At 43.0% G+C, this 19,611-nt stretch carries 15 protein-coding genes; 7 read left to right on the top strand and 8 right to left on the bottom strand.

Annotated elements, in window-relative coordinates; translation table 11 throughout:
• The first annotated feature begins 55 nt into the window (after window positions 1-55).
• From htpG to OCU77_RS05000, 4 genes are all read left to right on the top strand, one after another.
• On the top strand, window positions 56-1,960 hold the full coding sequence (htpG, locus tag OCU77_RS04985) for a molecular chaperone HtpG (RefSeq protein WP_048898685.1): 1,905 nt from the start codon (window positions 56-58) through the stop codon (window positions 1,958-1,960).
• Between the two features lie 213 nt (window positions 1,961-2,173).
• Complete coding sequence (gene adk, locus OCU77_RS04990) at window positions 2,174-2,818, top strand: adenylate kinase (RefSeq protein WP_048898686.1); 645 nt, start codon at window positions 2,174-2,176, stop codon at window positions 2,816-2,818.
• A gap of 201 nt (window positions 2,819-3,019) precedes the next feature.
• Window positions 3,020-3,991, top strand: coding sequence for a ferrochelatase (gene hemH / locus OCU77_RS04995; RefSeq protein WP_048898687.1), 972 nt, complete (start codon window positions 3,020-3,022; stop codon window positions 3,989-3,991).
• Window positions 3,992-4,201: 210 nt separating this feature from the next.
• The gene (locus OCU77_RS05000; protein WP_048898688.1) at window positions 4,202-5,506 is read left to right on the top strand and encodes an inosine/guanosine kinase; all 1,305 of its coding nucleotides are present in this window, start codon (window positions 4,202-4,204) and stop codon (window positions 5,504-5,506) included.
• 83 nt (window positions 5,507-5,589) lie between these two features.
• Here the strand turns inward: OCU77_RS05000 and OCU77_RS05005 are convergent, their stop codons facing one another.
• The 6 genes from OCU77_RS05005 to nagB all read right to left on the bottom strand — a co-directional run bounded on the left by OCU77_RS05005 (window position 5,590) and on the right by nagB (window position 13,719).
• Complete coding sequence (locus OCU77_RS05005) at window positions 5,590-6,495, bottom strand: aldo/keto reductase (RefSeq protein ID WP_048898773.1); 906 nt, start codon at window positions 6,493-6,495, stop codon at window positions 5,590-5,592.
• Window positions 6,496-6,817: 322 nt separating this feature from the next.
• Complete coding sequence (gene asnB / locus OCU77_RS05010) at window positions 6,818-8,488, bottom strand: asparagine synthase B (protein ID WP_048898689.1); 1,671 nt, start codon at window positions 8,486-8,488, stop codon at window positions 6,818-6,820.
• Window positions 8,489-8,792: 304 nt separating this feature from the next.
• Window positions 8,793-10,382 carry a cation:proton antiporter family protein gene (locus tag OCU77_RS05015; RefSeq protein WP_107302340.1) on the bottom strand — a complete coding sequence of 530 codons (1,590 nt, stop codon included), beginning with the start codon at window positions 10,380-10,382 and terminating at the stop codon, window positions 8,793-8,795.
• Between the two features lie 168 nt (window positions 10,383-10,550).
• The gene (nagC, locus tag OCU77_RS05020; protein WP_048898690.1) at window positions 10,551-11,765 is read right to left on the bottom strand and encodes a DNA-binding transcriptional regulator NagC; all 1,215 of its coding nucleotides are present in this window, start codon (window positions 11,763-11,765) and stop codon (window positions 10,551-10,553) included.
• 3 nt (window positions 11,766-11,768) lie between these two features.
• On the bottom strand, window positions 11,769-12,905 hold the full coding sequence (nagA, locus tag OCU77_RS05025; protein ID WP_048898691.1) for an N-acetylglucosamine-6-phosphate deacetylase: 1,137 nt from the start codon (window positions 12,903-12,905) through the stop codon (window positions 11,769-11,771).
• Window positions 12,906-12,918: 13 nt separating this feature from the next.
• Window positions 12,919-13,719, bottom strand: coding sequence for a glucosamine-6-phosphate deaminase (nagB, locus tag OCU77_RS05030; protein WP_048898692.1), 801 nt, complete (start codon window positions 13,717-13,719; stop codon window positions 12,919-12,921).
• Between the two features lie 255 nt (window positions 13,720-13,974).
• Between nagB and nagE the strand changes: the two genes are divergently transcribed.
• Together nagE and glnS are read left to right on the top strand one after the other, a co-directional pair.
• Window positions 13,975-15,468: an N-acetylglucosamine-specific PTS transporter subunit IIBC gene (gene nagE / locus OCU77_RS05035; RefSeq protein WP_048898693.1), complete on the top strand. Its 1,494-nt coding sequence runs from the start codon at window positions 13,975-13,977 to the stop codon at window positions 15,466-15,468.
• Window positions 15,469-15,865: 397 nt separating this feature from the next.
• Complete coding sequence (gene glnS / locus OCU77_RS05040; protein WP_048898694.1) at window positions 15,866-17,527, top strand: glutamine--tRNA ligase; 1,662 nt, start codon at window positions 15,866-15,868, stop codon at window positions 17,525-17,527.
• A gap of 116 nt (window positions 17,528-17,643) precedes the next feature.
• Here glnS and fur read toward each other — a convergent pair whose 3' ends face one another.
• Entirely contained in the window at window positions 17,644-18,090 is a 447-nt protein-coding gene (gene fur, locus OCU77_RS05045; protein WP_048898695.1) for a ferric iron uptake transcriptional regulator, read from the bottom strand.
• A gap of 277 nt (window positions 18,091-18,367) precedes the next feature.
• On the opposite strand from fur, the gene OCU77_RS05050 reads away from it, so the two are divergent.
• Window positions 18,368-18,922 (top strand): DUF4442 domain-containing protein, encoded by a 555-nt coding sequence (locus OCU77_RS05050; protein ID WP_107302341.1) that lies wholly within the window; start codon window positions 18,368-18,370, stop codon window positions 18,920-18,922.
• Between the two features lie 78 nt (window positions 18,923-19,000).
• Here the strand turns inward: OCU77_RS05050 and fldA are convergent, their stop codons facing one another.
• Complete coding sequence (fldA, locus tag OCU77_RS05055; RefSeq protein WP_048898697.1) at window positions 19,001-19,528, bottom strand: flavodoxin FldA; 528 nt, start codon at window positions 19,526-19,528, stop codon at window positions 19,001-19,003.
• Between the last annotated feature and the right edge of the window lie 83 nt (window positions 19,529-19,611).

Below are 19,611 nucleotides of genomic sequence, written 5' to 3' on the forward strand. Positions count from 1 at the left end.
TAACCGCATGAATATAGTGGTAATTTTACGTAAAACTATTGTTTTTGGAGTTTCGATGAGCGAACAACATACCTCTACCAATAAGGAAACCCGTGGTTTTCAGTCAGAAGTGAAACAACTTCTTCATCTGATGATTCACTCTTTGTATTCAAATAAAGAGATTTTTTTACGTGAGCTAATTTCTAATGCGTCGGATGCGTCAGATAAATTACGTTTCCGTGCATTGTCAGAGCCAGACTTGTATGAAGGTGACTCAGATCTAGGTGTTAAATTGTCATTTAATGCCGATGCAGGTACGTTGACTATTAGCGATAACGGCATTGGTATGAGCCGTGAAGATGCGATTGAGCACTTAGGTACAATTGCAAAATCAGGCACAAAAGATTTCTTCAGTAGCCTAAGTAATGAAGAAAGCAAAGACTCACAGCTTATTGGCCAATTTGGTGTTGGCTTCTACTCTGCGTTTATTGTGGCTGACTCTGTCACAGTACACACCCGTGCTGCTGGCGCACCCGCAGAGCAGGGCGTGAGCTGGCAATCAAGCGGTGAAGGTGATTACAGTGTTGAAGATATCACTAAGTCGACACGTGGTACTGATATCATTCTTCACCTTCGTGAAGAAGAAAAAGAATTTTTAAGCGAATACCGCCTACGTGACGTGATCGGTAAATACTCAGATCATATTGGTATTCCTGTTCACCTGCAAACGGCAGAGATGGACGAAGAAGGGAAAGAAACAGGCAACAAAAAGTGGGAGCAAATCAACAAGGCGCAGGCTTTGTGGACTCGCAACAAGTCAGATATTTCTGAAGAAGAATACAAAGAGTTCTACAAGCATGTTTCTCATGACTATGCCGAGCCGCTTCATTGGAGCCATAACCGTGTCGAAGGTAAGCAAGATTACACTAGCTTATTATATGTGCCTTCTAAAGCACCATTCGACCTATATAATCGCGATAGTAAGCATGGCTTGAAGTTATATGTTCAACGTGTGTTCATTATGGATGATGCTGAACAATTTATGCCAAGTTACCTACGCTTTATGCGTGGTTTGATCGATTCTAACGATTTACCACTAAACGTATCGCGTGAGATTTTACAAGATAACAAGGTGACTCAAGCGCTACGTAAGGCGTGTACGAAACGTTCATTAACTATGCTTGAGCGCATGGCGAAGAATGATGCAGAGAAATACCAGACATTCTGGAATGAATTTGGCCAAGTACTAAAAGAAGGCCCTGCAGAAGATTTTGCTAATCGTGACAAAATAGCGAACTTGTTACGCTTTAGCTCAACTGAGAATAATGCGGCTGAACAAGTTGTTTCATTGGCGGATTACGTTGAAAGAATGAAAGAAGATCAAGAGAAGATCTACTTCATCACAGCAGACAGCTTTAAAGCAGCGCAAAATAGCCCTCACCTTGAGCAATTCCGTGCGAAAGGTATTGAAGTTATCTTAATGCACGATCGCATTGACGAGTGGCTGATGAATTACTTACCTGAATTTGATGGCAAGCAGTTCCAGTCAATCACAAAGGCGGATCTTGATTTGTCTAAATTCGAGAATGAAGAAGACAAAGAAAAGCAAAAAGAAACAGAAGAAGCTTTCAAATCTGTGGTTGAACGCACCCAAGCTTACTTGGGGGATCGTGTGAAAGAAGTACGTACGACTTTTAAACTTCACGATACACCTGCTGTTGTGGTTACAGATGAAAACGAAATGGGCACGCAGATGGCAAAATTGATGGCTGCTGTCGGTCAAGAAGCGCCTGAAGTGCAATACATTTTCGAAATTAACCCAGAGCATGCTCTGGTTAAACAAATGGCAGACGAAGCTGACGAAGTGGTATTTGGCCGTTGGGTTGAAATGCTGATGGGTCAAGCGATGTTAGCGGAACGTGGTGCGATGGAAGATCCATCTCAGTTCCTGAATGCGGTTAATCAGCTACTGGCTAAATAGTCGGTCGTTGGTGAGACAATCAATAAGATGTGATAGGCATTATGGTGAGAGACTGACTAAGGTCTAATCGACGCTCTTGTGACTATCGCATAGTATGCTGATAAAGAATGTAAACCAAGCCCAGACTAAGTGCTGGGCTTGCGACTGACGTCTAATCAGTGTATTTTCACTTTTTTTGAGAAACACCAAGCTTATTTAATAAAGGGGATCACGATGCGCATCATTCTTCTGGGCGCTCCAGGTGCAGGTAAAGGTACTCAGGCACAATTCATCATGGAGAAATTTGGTATTCCTCAAATCTCTACGGGTGACATGCTACGTGCAGCAATCAAAGCAGGTACAGAGCTAGGCAAACAAGCGAAATCTGTAATCGATGCAGGTCAACTTGTGTCTGATGACATCATTCTTGGTCTGGTTAAAGAGCGTATTGCCCAAGACGATTGTGCGAAAGGCTTCCTACTAGACGGTTTCCCACGCACTATTCCTCAAGCTGATGGCTTGAAAGAAAACGGTGTTGAGATCGACTACGTTATCGAATTCGATGTGGCTGACGAAGTGATCGTTGAGCGTATGGCGGGCCGTCGTGCTCACCTTGCTTCTGGTCGTACTTACCACGTTGTTTACAATCCGCCAAAAGTGGAAGGTAAAGATGACGAAACTGGTGAAGATCTTGTTATCCGTGAAGATGACAAAGAAGAAACAGTACTAGCGCGTCTAGGTGTTTACCACAAGCAAACTGCACCGCTTATCGAATACTACGGTAAAGAAGCTGCAGCAGGTAACACTAAGTACCTTAAATTTGACGGTACTAAAGAAGTTGCGGCAGTAAGCGCTGAGCTAGAAAAAGCATTATCTTAATCACCGCTTAGTGTGATTAATTGAAACGGGCATACTTAGGTGTGCCCGTTTTTTATTCTCATAAAGCCATTGATAAAAAGTCCCCAAATCCTAGATACTAAATTTAGTAAACAGAATGATCGTTTACGATATTGAGCCGTACAAGTTAGTGATAGTATTAGCTATAATACGGTTTAACTAAGATAAAGCGGCGGATAAATAATGAGTAAAAAGCACGGCGTATTGTTAGTGAATTTAGGTACGCCAGATGAGCCAACATCGGCCGGTGTAAAGCGTTTCTTGGGCGAGTTTCTACACGATAAGCGCGTGGTTGACATGACTCGTTGGCTTTGGTGTCCAATATTACATGGTGTTATTTTACCTATCCGTGCGCCTAAAGTCGCAAAGTTGTATCAATCTGTTTGGATGGATGACGGTTCACCACTTATGGTGTATTCAAAGCGTCAGAAACAGTTATTACAAGCAGAACTGAATGTACCTGTTGAGCTTGGTATGACTTATGGTTCACCAAGTATTGAAGCTGGGTTAGCCGCTCTTAAAGAGCAAGGCTGTGACAAAGTGGTTGTGTTGCCGCTTTACCCGCAATATTCGCAAACCACAACAGCTGCTGTATTTGATAAGTTAGCGAAATCGATAAAAGCATGGCCAGAGTTACCTGAATTTCGTTTCGTTAACCACTATTTTGAACATCCAGACTATATCTCAGCCTTAGCTCAATCAGCCTCTGATTTTTGGGCTGAGCACGGTCAACCTGATTACCTATTGTGTTCTTACCATGGTATTCCTAAACGTTATGCAGACAATGGTGATCCGTACCCTGTGCACTGCAACCAAACAACAGCATTGCTTGCTGAAAGCTTGGACTTACCGCGTGAAAAAATGAGCATGAGTTACCAATCGATTTTTGGACGGGAAGAATGGCTGCAACCATATACGGATAAAACCATTGAAGCTTTGGCGAAAAAAGGCGTGAAACGCTTAGATGTAATGTGCCCCGCTTTCTCTGTGGACTGTTTAGAGACATTGGAAGAAATTGCAGAAGAGTGTAAAGCGGTCTTTATTGAAGCTGGTGGCGAAAGCTTCAATCTTATTCCATGCTTGAATGATAACTCGGCACACATCACGATGATGGCAAACCTTGTAAAGCAAAATACACAGGGGTGGGGTGAGTAACGATGAAGCGTTAAGTTATTGATCATCCATGTTTTCGTTTTGCTTCCACGAGAGTAAATAGTCGTTATTACTCTATTTAGGCGTATTATTGACTCGGAATTGTGTTACAAAAAAGCTCTTGCCTCTCAAAAAGAATGAGCGGCTTTCTTTTATGTTCACGATAATGTGATAGAATTCGCAAAAAGTTCACTAGACAGATAGCTCATTCAGATGAAATTTCCAGGCCAACGTAAATCGAAGCATTACTTTCCTGTACATGCTCGTGATCCACTTCTGAGTCAAACAAAGCAAGAAAAACGTCTAACTCGTACCCATGTTGTTGGTATCGACCAAACTTTGGTTGATATTGAAGCCTGTGTAGATGACGCATTTCTTGAACGTTATGAGCTAAGCAAAGGTCATTCTTTAGTGATCTCTGATGAAAAAGCAGAAGCTTTATATCAGGAGCTAAAAGAAAAGAACTTAATTAGCCATGAGTTTGCTGGCGGTACCATAGGTAACACGCTACACAACTATTCCGTATTGGCTGATGATAAATCGGTACTGCTGGGTGTGATGAGTAAAGATATTGAAGTAGGTAGCTACGCATATCGTTACTTGTGTAATACATCAAGCCGTATGGATATGAACCACCTACAGCCAGTGCATGGCCCTATTGGTCGTTGTTTTGCGTTAATCTCTGCAGAAGGTGAGCGTACCTTTGCGATTAACGAAGGACACATGAACCAACTAAGCCCAGATAGCATTCCTGAATCTGTATTTAAAAATGCTTCGGCACTTGTATTAACGGCTTACCTTGTTCGTTGTAAAGATGGCGACCCAATGCCTGCTGCAACAATGCGAGCAATTGATTACGCGAAAAAATATGATGTGCCTGTTGTTTTAACTTTAGGTACTAAGTTTGTGATTCAAGACGATCCACAGTGGTGGCGTGATTTCCTACGCGATCATGTGACGGTTGTGGCGATGAATGAAGATGAAGCCGAAGCCTTAACGGGTGAATCTGATCCATTGGTTGCGGCTGATCAAACGCTTGAGTGGGTTGACCTTGTTTTATGTACTGCTGGTCCTATTGGCTTGTACACGGCGGGCTACACGGAAGACAGTGCAAAGCGTACAACGAGCTTGCCACTATTGCCTGGTGAAATTGCAGAGTTTAACCGCTACGAATTTAGTCGCCCTATGCTGAAAGAGGCATGTGAAGCGCCAATTAAGGCGTACTCACACATATCACCGTACATGGGTGGTCCTGAACGTATCAAGAATACCAATGGTGCAGGTGATGGTGCTCTGTCTGCATTACTGCATGATATGTCAGCCAACCGTTACCACAAAGAGAACGTCCCTAATTCAAGTAAGCACCAACATAGCTTTTTGACGTACTCTTCGTTTTCTCAAATCTGTCTGTACTCTAACCGTGTTAGTTACGAAGTACTGGCTCAGCACTCACCACGTTTATCTCGTGGCTTGCCTGAGCGTGAAGACAGTCTTGAAGAAGCATACTGGGAACGTTAATCGCTCAATCAGTGATTATTGAACTCAAGAAAAACCCAGCAAATGCTGGGTTTTTTTTATGTCTCGGTTTTAATAAGTGGTAGCTAAGGCACGTTGTGGCCGTTTGAGGCAACCCAGATTCGGAACCATTGCTGACGTGTTAGCGTTATATCAGCACTGCGAATAGCTTGGCGGACGCGTTCTATTTTGCCGCTGCCAATGATAGGTAGTGGCTTAGAGGGTAGGGCGAGTACCCAGGCATAAACAATTTGGTCGATACCTTCCGCACCGACTTCAGCCGCGATTATTTCAAGCTCTGCACGTAGACGTTTAGACTTTTCATCTTGTCCGTTGAACAAACTACCACCACTCAAGCATGACCATGCCATAGGTGCAATACGGTGCTGCTGCATTTGGTCTAAGGAACCATCGTGCAGTGCTGCCATATTGACTGGCGAAATCTCTAGTTGGTTCGTTGCTAATGGATAATCTAGGCGTGATTGTAATAAATCGAACTGACTGGTAGTGAAGTTTGATACCCCCACATGTTTTACTTTGCCGTCTTGTTTAAGGCGGCTAAAGGCCTCTGCAATATCATCCACATTCATCAGTGGATCGGGGCGGTGTATCAATAGTAAATCAAGATGATCGGTGTGAAGGTTTTTTAGTGATTGCTCAGCTTGCGATACTATGTAGTCAGTGGTGGTATTGTAATGGGGTAGTGCGATATCACCCGAAGGAGCGCTTGGCAGGCGAATGCCACATTTGCTCACGATCTCAATACTATCACGCATACTAGGGTCTAATTTTAAGGCCTCACCAAAAGCCGCTTCACATTCGTAATTACCGTAAATATCCGCGTGATCACAAGTGGTGATGCCTAACTCGACATGCTGTTTTAGGAAGGTCAGACGCTGTTGTGGTGTCATGTTCCATTCCATTAAGCGCCAATAGCCAGCAATGAATTGGGAGAACTCAGGGCCGTTTACTTCTGTCTTTATTCGTTTCATGTGGTGTCTGTCTATTTGTTGAAATTTAAAACGTGTTTCATTACTACCTGCCTGCATAAAAATTAAGTAGCGGCTTTAACTTTTTAAAAGAGACAGCTGTCGATTATTGAGCGAGGTAGATAATGTTTATGACAGTCAGACTAGGGGATAATGGAAACCCAATCTGTGGGCTGGCTAGCGTTTTTATAAAAGATTGGCGTAAGTTTACGACATATATTTCCAGTATTAATGCATTGAGTTTCAATAAACGTCTGGTCGTAATAACGAAAAAACGCAACCCGAAGGCTGCGTTTGATCACTAAAATAAAAATATCTTAAGGTATTATTTTTTGTAAGCTTCATTGTGAATGGCAGCAACCGCACGACCTGATGGATCGGCACTGTTCTTAAAGCTTTCATCCCACTCAATCGCTTTTGCACTAGAACAAGCAATTGATGGACCGCCAGGAACACATTTTGCCGCACTTTCTAGCGGGAATAGTTCTTCAAAGATCTCACGGTAAGCATACGCTTCTTTGGTTGTTGGTGTGTTGTATGGGAAGCGGAATTTCGCTGTTTCAAGTTGCTGATCAGACACTTTTGCTTCCGCTACATCACGTAGCGTGTCAATCCAGCTATAACCAACACCATCAGAGAACTGTTCTTTTTGACGCCATGCCACAGATTCAGGTAAGTAATCTTCAAAACACTCACGAATAATGTGTTTTTCCATCTTACCGTTGCCACACATTTTGTCTTCAGGGTTAACTCGCATAGCCACTTCCAAGAAATCTTTATCAAGGAAAGGTACACGTGCTTCAATACCCCATGCTGCCATTGATTTGTTGGCGCGCGCGCAGTCAAACATGTTCAGCGCAAGTAATTTACGTACAGTTTCTTCATGGAATTCTTTGGCATTTGGTGCTTTGTGGAAGTACAAGTAACCACCAAAGACTTCATCAGCCCCTTCACCCGAGAGCACCATTTTAATACCCATTGCACGGATCTTACGCGACATCAGGTACATAGGGGTGGATGCACGAATTGTCGTTACATCGTAGGTCTCAATGTGGTAAATCACATCACGAATGGCATCAAGACCTTCTTGAACGGTGTAAGTCAATTCATGGTGAACCGTACCTATGCTGTCAGCAACAACTTTCGCAGCTTTTAGATCGGGTGCACCTTCAAGACCAATCGCAAAGGAGTGCAAGGTTGGCCACCAAGCTTGAGATTGCTCATCATCTTCAATACGTTTTGCTGCAAACTTTTTGGTGATTGCAGAGATAACTGATGAATCAAGACCACCAGACAGTAATACACCGTAAGGTACGTCTGTCATCAATTGACGTTTTACAGCGCTTTCTAACGCGTCTTTCAGTGCTGCTTTATCTGTTTTTGCATCTGCAACGGTATCATATTCCATCCAGTCACGTTTGTAGTAACGTACCGGCTCGCCTTTTTTGCTCCATAGGAAGTGACCTGGAGGGAACTCACTGATGGTTTTACAAACAGGTACAAGCGCTTTCATTTCAGAAGCTACATAGTAGTTACCATGCTCATCATGGCCATGATAAAGCGGGATAATGCCAATGTGGTCACGGCCAATTAAGTAAGCGTCTTCTTGTTCATCGTAAAGAATAAAGCCAAAAATACCGTTTAAGTAATCGAGTAGTTCTGGGCCTTTTTCTTTGTATAGTGCCAGAATGATTTCACAGTCAGATTCAGTTTGAAATGGGTAGTTGGGTGCGAATTCAGCGCGCAGTTCTTTGTGGTTGTAGATCTCACCGTTAACTGCGAGTGCATGGGTTTTGTCTTGGTTGTAAAGTGGCTGTTCACCGCTGTTTAAGTCCACAATTGCTAAGCGCTCATGAACCAGGATTGCCTTGTCTGATGCATAAATACCAGACCAGTCTGGTCCGCGATGACGCATTTTTTTTGACATCTCTAATGCTGTTGTACGTAATGCGGTAGCATCGCCTTTAATATCTAATATCCCAAATACTGAACACATATTTTCACTCCAACCTAAACTATTGCAATTCTTGGTAATTTTCTCGGGTTGCCTTCTTTGGCGAATGCTTCAGTACCAAATTTAACGGATACGTCACTTTTCCCTTACTTGTTTTTTAAAATTGCGTATTCAGTAATTAATTGCAATGAAAAACTTCAGATCAATTGAAGAAAAAGACCTCTGATGAATAATATCTAATAAATATTGGTTTTTCCGAATCCTATCTATAGTTAGTGATTTTTTGACCAAAAAAAACGGTTGCCGAAGCAACCGTCTTAAAATATTCATCATTTGCGAATAAGGCTTAAGTCCGAGGTTTAAGGTCCATCTCTAGTTCTTCGCAAACATGTCGGGCAAAACCACGGCCTGCTTCATGGTAAATATTGAAGGCGGCATCAATGCCTAAGTTTTCTAACTCTTCCATCTCATCGGTATATTTCGCTATTGCAGCCACTTTGCCTTTGTAATTCAGGGTATTGATTTGTTCCATTGCAAAGCTGTTGGCATGACTATTTGGCATTGCAAGTAACACCAGTTTGATTTGGTGGCTACTGATAACACGTGTCCAGAAGTCAGGGTCCGTCGCATCGCCATGAAGCACGTTACGTCCAACCTGAAGGTGGTCATCTACCGATTCTTCACGAGTTTCAATACCGATGATCTGATTGCCATAGCGTTCGACAAGCTCATCGTAAGCACCGCTACCAATACGCCCCATGCCTAGTATAAGCACGTGTGCTTGACCAAAATCGATCAATTTATCACTGGGGTTTAGTAGATCGGCATCGTACTCTTTTAACCACTTAGAAGTATCGTTATAGAGTCTGTGGCCAATGCTATTAAGTGGTGCAGCGATTAAAAATGAAATTGAGACCGTCATTGCGATAGCCACTAAGAAACTGCCAGGAAGCCAGCCCAGCTTATAGGCTAATCCACTGACGATTAAACCGAATTCACTGTAGTTAAACAGGGTTAATGTTCCAAGCAGTGAGGTACGCACACGGTACCGGAACAAGTGGAAAATGAGGTAGTACAAAATCCCTTTGATTGGCAACAATAACAAGAGAATCACAGCCATAATGGCGCCATCGAGAGTCGGAGCTTCTGATAAACCTATATTGAGGAAGAAGCACACTAGCAGTAGTTCTTTAAGATTAAAGAGTGATTTAGACATCTCAGAGGCTTTCGGGTGAGCGGCAAGCATCATCCCGAGAATTAGCGCGCCTAAATCGGCTTTTAGGCCAACAAGCTCAAACAGCCCGGCACCTGCTACTAAGGCTAAGAATATTGAGTACAGTACCAGCATTTCGCCGTGTCCTGCTTTATCCAAAATTCGGAACATCAGTGGACGTAAGAAAGGCAGCGCAAAGAGGCCTAGTGCTGTGATTTCAGGGATTTTTCCTGTTGAGATCGTTAAGAACAGCACGGCAAAGATATCCTGCATTACCAGAATACCGATAGCCAATGTGCCGTAGGTGGCATTTAACTCGCCTTTATCTTGCAGGGCTTTAATCGCAAAAACGGTACTTGAAAAAGAAAGCGAAAAGCCAAGCAGTGCTAAGTGAGCAAGGCTTAAATCTGCCAGCATGCCTAAGCCTAGCTGTTTTAAACCAAGTAAAGCGAGAGTGAATAAACCGGTTGAGAGGAGGTTATGTAGTGTTGCACCGCCCCAAATCTCTTTGGCCAGTAGTGTCTTAACATCTAATTTTAAGCCAATGCTGAAGAGAAGTAGCGTCACACCAAGATCAGCCAATAGGGATAGAGTTTCAGTGCTTTGTACCCCCATACTGCTAAGCCCAAACCCGGCGACAAGAAAGCCTACGAGTGGGGGCAACTTACATTGCATTGCAATAAAACCAGCAATGAAGGCGGTGATAATAAAAACGAGTTCCATGGTGGGGGTGATGCTCCTTCTCTCTTAGACGCAAAATATTGCACGAGAATATAACACAAGGGCCATACGTCTGTTGACGTATGGCCCTTAAATAACTGTTACAAATTAAGAGTGTGGGTATAGCGGGACGCGGCGAATTCAGCTTATCCTCGCGAAAGTATGCCCCTCTTAATCTTCTAATAGGCGTTGTAGCAGTACACCGTTCAACATAGCACGCTTAATCATTGAGAAAGCGCCAATTGTCGGGTGTGAAATAAGTTCTGAAGGCACAATCGGCAAATCCTTATGAAAGGTTGATAGCGATTGCGTTTCAATACAGCGACGAATAGCTGGTAACACTATCTCTTTGGCTTGCGTAATATTACCTGCTAAAACAATTTTCTGCGGGTTAAATAAGTTGATGGTCATCGCGAGCGCTTTACCCAGCTGGTTACCCACTTTGATTAAAGCCTGACTTGCCAGCTCATCACCTTTGTTTGCAGCTTCGCAAATCGCCAACATGGTGACTTCTTCAAGCTCTTGTAGGCTACTTGAATAGCCTTGATCGAGAAGTTTTTGTACATGTGCAATAACAGCAGGATCTGAGGCTACAGTTTCGAGGCAACCAAAGTTACCACATTGACATTTATCGCCCAGTGGATCAATTTGGATGTGGCCAATTTCACCAACATTGCGGTTAAAACCAAGGAAAACCTGACCATTGACGATAATACCTGCGCCTGTGCCATGGTGGACACTGACTAAGATGGAGTCTTTACAGTCACGGCTAGCACCAAAGTAATGCTCAGCCAGTGCTAACCCACGAATATCATTACCAACAAAACAAGAAACACCAAAAGTATCGGTGATGATATCTGCGAGTGGGAAGTTATCGACTTCAATGTGAGGCATGTATTCAATGATGCCTTTTTCAGGATCGATAAGACCTGGAAGCGTAATACCAAAGGCCACCAATTCTTTCATGACGTTTTCATTATCAGCAATAAACTGATGAATGTACTTCATTAAGCCTGAAAGGAGTGCGTCTTGGTCATCATAAGAGAATTGTGCCGCCATCCCTGCGATATATTTACCGCTGAGATCGTACAAGGTCATTTCAATAGAATCGCGTCCGAGGCGGATCGCAATAGAGTGGAAAGCTGCTGATTCCGTTGTCAGCGATATAGCTCGTCGACCACCTGTCGATGCTTGTTGCGCGACCTCTTTGATAAGGCCGCGCTCAAGTAACTGGCGGGTAATTTTAGTAACACTTGCGGGAGCAAGTTGACTTACGTCTGCAACCTGAATCCGTGATATAGGGCCTTGTAAGTCGATCAGTCTATATACAGCAGCACTGTTTAGCTGCTTTACTAGATCTACATTACCAATTTGTCCGCCTGTCATAGTTTAGTTCTGCTCGTATTCACCGTTAACAACAGTCGCCCGAACATTGAATTGACGATCAAAAATAGTCAGGTTAGCAACCATGCCTTTTTTGATGGCACCCAGTTTGTGATCTACACCAATAGCGCGTGCAGGATACAGAGTAGCCATACGGATCGCTTCATCAAGGGCGATGCCTGCATGCTCGACGCTATTTTCTACTGCTTCTATCATTGTCAGCGCCGAACCGCCAAGTGTGCCATTTTCATCAACGCACTTGCCATCACGATAATATACTTTCTTACCGACAAAAATAAAGTGATCCATGTCTGCTCCTGCAGGTGCAGTTGCATCAGTAACTAGGACTAATTTCTCACCTTTCATGCGATGGGCCATACGAATATTGGCATAATCGACATGGAAGCCATCAGCAATGATGCCTGTGTATACTTCAGGCGTGTCATAAATGGCACCCACCATACCAGGTTCACGGCCAGCGATTGGGGTCATTGCATTGAATAAGTGAGTGGCAAATGTAATACCAGCAGCAAAGCCTTGGCGAGCTTCAACATAAGTTGCATTCGTGTGGCCTGCAGAAACAACAATCCCAGCTTCTACGAGTTGCTCAATGTGCTCGTGTGGGTTTTGTTCTGGTGCTAGGGTCACTTTAGTTACAACATCGGCGTTATCACAGATAGTTTTGATCATTTCGTCATCAGAACGACGAATATGGTCAACACTGTGAATGCCTTTTTTCATCACGTTTAGGTAAGGACCTTCAAGGTGTAGGCCTAAAGAGTGATTGTTGTATTTGCTTTGGTATTCACGTTCTGCAGCAATAGCAGCTTTCATGTCAGCGTCTGATGAAGTGATCAGGGTTGGCAAAAAGCTAGTACAACCTGATTTCAGGTTAGCAAGGTGCATGGTGTGAATGGTATCAGCGTTGATTTCATCATTAAGCATTACGCCACCACAGCCATTTAGCTGTAGATCAATAAAGCCAGGCGTTAGTTCTGCGCCATCTAAATCAACGGTTTTAATATCTTGAGGAAGCTCGGTAACAGGGCATACAGCGTGAATGTTCACGCCGTCAATGATGACGGCGTGGTTATTCAGCACATCGCTACCGGTAAAAATGCGGCAATTGGTAAGCGCGTACATGAACGTTTCCTTATTAAAGGTTTTTAATATTTTCAGCTTCAAGCTCTTGGAAGTATTTTACTGTCTTCACTTTAAGCTCTTGCGTTGCAGGCTCATCACAAACAATCAGTGATTTAGGGTGAAGTTGAAGTGCAGATACTGTCCATAGGTGGTTTACAGAGCCTTCAACAGCAGCTTCTAATGCTTGTGCTTTATTGTGGCCTGTTACCAGGATCATGATTTCAGCTGAATCAAGTAGCGTACCAACACCAATTGTTAGTGCATATTTAGGTACTTGTTCGATATCGCCATCGAAGAAACGAGAGTTAGCGATACGTGTGTCTTGAGTTAGTGTTTTGATGCGAGTACGAGAAGATAGCGATGATGCTGGCTCGTTAAATGCGATATGACCGTCGTTACCTACGCCACCCATGAATAGGTTGATGCGACCGTAAGACTTAATTTTGTCTTCGTAACGTTGGCATTCTGCTTCGTGGTCATCAGTATTACCATTCAGAAGATTGATGTTTTCTTCTTGAATATCAATATGATTGAAGAAGTTACCGTACATAAAACTACGGTAAGACTCAGGGTGATCAGCTGAGATGCCGATGTATTCGTCCATATTGAAAGTAACAACATGCTTGAAACTTACTTCGCCTGCTTCATAAAGTTCAATTAAGCGCTTATAAGTTGTCAGTGGTGTACCACCTGTTGGTAAGCCAAGAACAAATGGACGCTCCGCAGTTGGCTGAAATTTGTTAATAGAATCAGCGATATGGCGCGCTGACCACAAACCTACATCTTTAGCGTTATTAAGCGGGATTAGTCTCACAGTGACACCTCATTCAAGATAGATAATACGGTAAAAATCTTAGCGGCTTCTTGCCTTTGTTTCGAATGATAAAATAAGTTTTATGATCGAGCTAGCAAAATCGCCTAGATCTTGTCTCTACAGGTGATAAAGATCACAAATGATAACGTTTTAATTTGCGGGGCGAAATTAATTTCTTAAACTGCAAAGGACTAAATCGGATAGCAAAATAAGTTATCTAAATTACATCTAAGAAAACCATAGGGGGAACTAAGGGTGAATATTCTTGGATATTTTCAAAAAGTAGGTAAAGCATTGATGGTGCCAGTCGCCACACTGCCTGCCGCAGCTATTTTAATGGGTATTGGTTACTGGATTGACCCGGTAGCTTGGGGCGGTAACAGTGCACTAGCAGCATTTTTGATTAAAGCTGGTGCGGCGATTATCGACAACATGTCAGTGCTATTCGCAATTGGTGTTGCGTATGGTATGTCTAAAGATAAAGACGGTGCTGCAGCACTTTCTGGTTTTGTTGGCTTCTTAGTAGTAACAACGCTGCTTTCTCCGGGCGCTGTTGCACAGATTCAAGGTATTGCACCTGATGCAGTTCCTGCCGCTTTCGGTAAAATCAACAACCAATTCGTTGGTATTTTAGTTGGTATCACTTCTGCTGAAATCTACAACCGTTTCTCTGCTGTAGAACTTCACAAAGCACTAGCATTCTTCTCTGGTAAGCGTTTGGTTCCTATCCTAACGTCTTTCGCTGGTATCTTTATTGCTTTCGTACTTATGTACATCTGGCCTGCAGTTTACGGTGGTCTAGTAAACTTTGGTGAAACAATTCAAGGTATGGGTGAGCTAGGTGCTGGTATCTACGCATTCTTCAACCGCCTACTGATCCCTGTTGGTCTTCACCACGCACTAAACTCAGTATTCTGGTTTGACGTAGCGGGTATTAACGATATCCCTAACTTCCTTGGTGGTGCGAAATCTATCGCTGAAGGTACTGCAACTGTAGGTGTTACAGGTATGTACCAAGCTGGTTTCTTCCCTATCATGATGTTTGGCCTACCTGGTGCTGCACTTGCGATGTACCACACGGCTAAAGCGAAGAACAAAGAAAAAGTAGCATCTATCATGATTGCTGCAGGTTTCGCTTCATTCTTCACTGGTGTAACTGAGCCGCTAGAATTCGCATTCATGTTCCTAGCACCTGCGCTATACGTAGTTCACGCAGCACTTGCTGGTCTATCTGTATACATCGCTGCATCTATGCAGTGGATTGCAGGCTTCGGTTTCTCTGCAGGTCTAGTGGATATGGTTCTATCTACTCGTAACCCACTAGCAGTTAACTGGTACATGCTAATTGTACAAGGTCTAGTCTTCTTCGGTCTTTACTATGTAATCTTCCGCACAGCTATCGTTAAGTTCAATCTTAAGACGCCTGGTCGTGAAGACGACGATGTAGAAGAGTCTTCTGGTGTAACTGGTTCTAAAGAAACTGGTGAGCTGGCTAAGCAGTACCTTAAAGCTCTGGGTGGTCACGGTAACCTAGAAAACATCGATGCATGTATCACTCGTCTACGTCTGACTCTTAAAGACAGCAGCCTAGCGAATGAGAAAACATTGAAAGCACTAGGTGCAATGGGTGTGGTTAAACTAGGTTCAAACAACCTACAAGTTATCCTAGGCCCTCTAGCTGAAATCGTTGCGGGCGAAATGAAAAAAATCCCTGCATCAGAAGATCTATCTGCAGTAAAACTGCCTTAGTCTCTTCGACAGCTAAGTAAGAATTAATTATCTATCGGCCTCTTTTGAGGCCGATGTTTTAAGTAAAAAACGTAATACGCGAAGAAGATGACTTCTGTATTTATCATGGAGGGTGCAGCAAACCATGAGAAAAATGATAAATAGCAGAAGTTATTTCGGTGACTTCTCCTTGTTTTTCAAGGGCAGGTTGTCCTCAATCCCATGTGGACTCCTGAGTGGAATGTTGTTTATTGGTGCTAAGTTGGCACTGTGATAAAATTATGTATTGTATTAGCCCCGCTTTTGCGGGGTTTTTTTATCCATATCAACAAACAATGCATACTATTTGTTGAGTAGTGAGCCATATTTATGGATCATAGAAGGCTCAAAAATCCTGTAAGCATACGAGGTCTAATTGATGAGTGAATCTGAAGCTCGTCCATCAAACTTTATCCGCCAAATTATTGATGCGGATTTAGACAGTGGCAAACATTCAAACGTCCATACCCGATTCCCGCCGGAGCCGAACGGTTACCTGCATATCGGCCATGCTAAATCTATTTGTTTGAACTTCGGTATCGCTCAGGACTACCAGGGACAATGTAATCTTCGTTTTGATGATACTAACCCTGAGAAAGAAGACATCGAGTACGTTGAGTCTATTAAGAACGATGTTAACTGGTTAGGCTTCGAGTGGAGTGGTGAGATTTGTTACTCATCAAACTACTTCGATAAGCTACACGGGTTTGCAGTTGAACTAATTAATAAAGGCTTAGCGTATGTTGATGAGCTAAGTCCTGAGCAGATGCGTGAGTACCGTGGCACATTAACAGAGCCTGGTAAGCATAGCCCATACCGTGACCGTAGTGTTGAAGAAAACATCGCGCTGTTTGATCAAATGAAGAACGGTGAGATCGAAGAAGGCAAGATGTGTCTTCGTGCTAAAATTGATATGGCGTCGCCATTCATGGTTATGCGCGATCCTGTTATCTATCGTGTTCGTTTTGCTACTCACCACCAAACGGGTGATAAGTGGTGTATTTACCCTATGTACGACTTCACGCACTGTATCTCAGATGCGTTAGAAGGCATTACACACTCAATTTGTACGCTTGAATTCCAAGACAACCGTCGTCTATACGATTGGGTGCTGGATAACATCACTATCGATTGTCAGCCGCGTCAGTACGAGTTCAGCCGCCTGAACCTTGAGTACACGGTTATGTCGAAGCGTAAGCTAAACCAACTAGTAACTGAAAACCTAGTTTCTGGTTGGGACGATCCACGTATGCCAACCATTTCTGGTCTACGTCGCCGTGGCTTTACGTCTGCATCTATTCGTGAATTCTGTAAGCGTATCGGTGTGACTAAGCAAGATAACACGATCGAAATGAGCTCACTTGAGTCTTGTATTCGTGATGATCTAAACACCAACGCACCACGTGCGATGGCAGTGCTTGATCCAGTCAAAGTGGTTATCGAAAACTTTGGTGAAACTGAAGTACTAACGGTTGCGAACCACCCGAACAACCCAGAGATGGGTGAGCGTCAGGTACCATTTAGCCGTGAGGTTTACATCGAGCGTGATGACTTCCGTGAAGAAGCAAACAAGAAGTACAAACGCCTAGTTTTAGGTAAAGAAGTGCGTCTACGCGGCGCGTATGTGATCAAAGCTGAACGTATCGAAAAAGATGCGGAAGGTGATATCACAACTATCTTCTGTACTTACGATGCAGACACGCTAGGTAAGAACCCTGCTGATGGCCGTAAAGTGAAAGGTGTTATTCACTGGGTATCTGCAGAGGCAGGTCTTCCAGCTGAGTTCCGTTTGTACGATCGTCTATTTACAGTACCTAACCCAGGTGCAGCTGATGATTTTGTTGCGGTTATTAACCCAGAATCACTGGCTGTTGTGAATGGCTTTGTTGAGCCAGCGCTACAAACAGCAGAAGCTGAGAAAGCATTCCAGTTTGAGCGTACGGGTTACTTCTGTGCTGATATTAAAGACTCTTCTGCTGAGAAGTTGGTCTTTAACCGCACTGTCGGCCTACGTGATACTTGGGCAAAAATTGGTGATTAATCACTAATAAAATGCAGATGCAAAAAAACCAGCCTTTGGGGGCTGGTTTTTTTTAATTCATTGCAGAGGATTAAGTGTTGAGCTCTTAATCTTATAGTTTTAATGTCTGCGGCGAATTATTTTTGGTCGTGAAGGCTTTCGTCTTCAGTGCAGTTGCCTTCCATACAGTGACCGTATAGGTATAGGCTATGGTTGGTTAACCTTACATTGAAGCTTGACGCGATTTCCTTCTGACGTTCTTCAATAACATCATCAGAAAACTCAATCACTTTGCCACAATCAAGGCACACTAAGTGATCGTGGTGGTGCTGAGTCGCTAACTCAAAAACAGATTTTCCACCTTCGAAATGATGGCGAGTCACAATGCCAGCGTCATCAAATTGGTTTAAGACGCGGTAAACAGTCGCAAGGCCAATCTCTTCACCAATATCGATTAGTTTTTTATACAAATCTTCAGCACTAATGTGCTGGCAATCTGGTTGTTGTAACACTTCTAAAATCTTTAGACGTGGAAGCGTAACCTTCAAACCTGCTTGTTTTAGTGCATGGTTATTATCTGACATCTGGGTTTCCTATTGGCTAGCCGCAAAGTTGGTCTGCGGTAGTCTTTCTCGTATTTATTTATTATAAGTGACGATAAGGTAACAATAAACCTTAAAAGCGGATGAATCTAGTCAGCCTCAAATAATTAGTCTGTTTTTTAAATCGTCATATGCTTATGTGTGAATGCTTAGTTGTGTTGAGTTATTCTTACTGTAAATAAATTCGCTGTTTTTGTTGTTGTTAAATTGTTAGTATTTGTATCTGGCTCTCATCGTACCAGTTGAAAGGAATCGACCCGTGTACAAGTATTACAAACCCAATATTGTTCGACGAGCATTAAATCTCTGGCCACCTTTTTGGGGGGCTGGCATTAATATCACACATATCAGTGATGATTTTCGTGCTGTAGACGTCAATCTAAAATTACGTTGGTGGAATAAAAATGCAAATCGCACTCAGTATGGTGGGAGTATTTTTTCATTGACGGATCCAATTTATGCCTTGATGTTGATAGGGATACTTGGGCATGAGTATTATGTATGGGATAAGCAGGCTGACATCAATTTTTTAAAGCCTGGTAGCTCGGATCTTAATGCGCATTTCATTATTTCAGACGATTGTGTTCGTTGGATAAAACAACAAACAGCAGACGGTGATAAGTGCTTTCCGGAGTTTGTGGTGAATGTCATGAATGCTGACGGAGATACAGTGGCGACGGTTAAACGTGTACTTTATGTGCGTAAGAAGCCCCAATTTAGAGAAGAAAGCAGCAGAGAGCGAGAAGAGGGACTTGGTTTTGAGGAGCACATAAGTTCAGAAAGCAAAATAGCTTCAGAGAAAGTACATCAATAGCCTTATATATTACGCCCATAAAAAAACGCGCTTTAAGCGCGTTTTTTTGTGACTGTCTCACTTAACGTTTGTTAGTGATTAGTCTGCAAGCTCTGCTAGACACATTTCTTCGTAGATTTGACCAACCCACTTCTGAACACGTTCTTCAGTCAGCTCTGGCTGGCGATCTTCGTCGATACATAGACCGATGAAGTTGTTGTCATCAACAAGTGCTTTAGATGCTTCAAACTCGAAGCCTTCAGTTGAGAAGTGACCAACAATCGTTGCACCACGGCTTTCTACGATATCACGTACTGTACCCATAGCATCACAGAAATACTCAGCGTAGTCTTCTTGGTCACCACAACCAAAGATAGCAACTAGCTTAGTTGAGAAGTCGATGGCTTCTAGTTCAGGGAAGAAATCATCCCAATCACATTGTGCTTCGCCGTAGTACCACGTTGGGATACCTAGCAGAAGAAGATCAAAGTTATCGATGTCTTCTTTGCTGCTTTTAGCTATGTCTTTAACTTCAACTAAGTTTTTGGTTAGTTGTTTTTGAATCATTTTCGCGACAGCTTCGGTATTACCTGTGTCGCTACCAAAGAAGAGTCCAACGCTCGCCATAGTAGAGATTACCCGTATATAAGATTATGACCGAAATAAAATAACGGTTTACAGTAACTAGTTCAGGAAACGCCTGAAATAAT

This window comes from Photobacterium swingsii (assembly GCF_024346715.1).
Taxonomy (GTDB): Bacteria; Pseudomonadota; Gammaproteobacteria; order Enterobacterales; family Vibrionaceae; genus Photobacterium; species Photobacterium swingsii.